We start from the raw sequence: 1,110 nt of genomic DNA on the forward strand, positions 1-1,110 counted from the left end.
CGCCTACCGTGAGTAGGCGTAGACGGAGGCTGCGGATGCGACGGGGCCTGCGACGGTGGAGAAGACGCTGACGACCTTGGAGACTTCGGTGAAGGGGGCGTTGGAGACGTAGACGAGGTCGCGGTTTCGCATGCGGAAGGCCTGGGAGGTGAACAGGCTGTTGGGGTCGCGCATGTCGATGCGGTAGACCACCGGGACCACGGGTGTGGTCAGGAGCGGCGAGGCCGGGTTGAGGCGGCGCACGACGGCGGCCGGCTCGAAGCGGAACACGAAGGTGCCGGCCGGGTCGGCCTGGAAGTCGGACAGGCCGCGGGCCTTGGCCAGGGCCTGGGCGAGCGTGATGCCCTCGGCCGAGAACGGCAGCTCGGTGGCGTTGCCGAGCGCGCCGACCGCCAGGAAGGTCTGGGGGTCGCGCACCAGGGTGAGCACGTCGTTGGGGCGCAGGTAGATGTTCTCGCGCGGGTTGGCCACCAGGGTCGTCATCGGCACGGTGGTGGTGCGGTCCCCGCGCGAGAGGCGCACGAAGGTCTCGGAGACGGGCGAGCGCACGCCGCCGGCGGAGGCCACGACGTCGAGGAGGCGGTCGCCGCCGGTCGACAGCGGCAGGCGGGCGCCGGCGACCGCCTCGCCGGTGACGGTGACGGCCTGGGAGATCGGCTTGGTGACCGAGACCAGCACCTGCGGCTGGATCGCCTTGCCGGCGAGCTCGTTCTCGATCAGCGTCTGGACGTCCTGGGTGCGGCGTCCGGCGACGTGGATGCGCCCGGCATAGGGCACCGAGATCGCGCCGTCGCGGCCGACGGCCTGCTCGGGGATCAGCGCCGACTTCGAGCCGGCGGAGAAGCGGTCGGCGACGAGCGGGCCGGAGAACAGGCCGCCCGACCCGGCCTCCCAGACCGAGACCGAGACGTAGTCGCCCACGCCGATCACCGGCTCGATCGAGGGGCGCTTGTCGCCGAAGGAGGCCAGCAGGCTGTCGAGCGGGCGCCCGCGCAGGGCCTCGATCACCGCCGGGGTCACGTCCACCAGCTCGTAGCGCGCCAGCAGCCCCTCCGGCGTCGACAGCTCCGCCCCCGCCTCCACGGCACGCGCCGTCGGACCCGAAGCCGG

Annotated in this window: 1 protein-coding gene; it reads right to left on the reverse strand. The window is 72.9% G+C overall.

Translation table 11 applies throughout. The features are described from left to right. Positions 1–3: 3 nt before the first annotated feature. Positions 4–1,110, reverse strand: a 1,107-nt coding sequence (locus tag MKK70_RS26795) for a polysaccharide biosynthesis/export family protein (RefSeq protein ID WP_147860478.1), incomplete at its 5' end; no start/stop codon positions are given.

It is taken from the genome of Methylobacterium sp. E-041, from assembly GCF_022829665.1.
Lineage (GTDB): Bacteria > Pseudomonadota > Alphaproteobacteria > Rhizobiales > Beijerinckiaceae > Methylobacterium.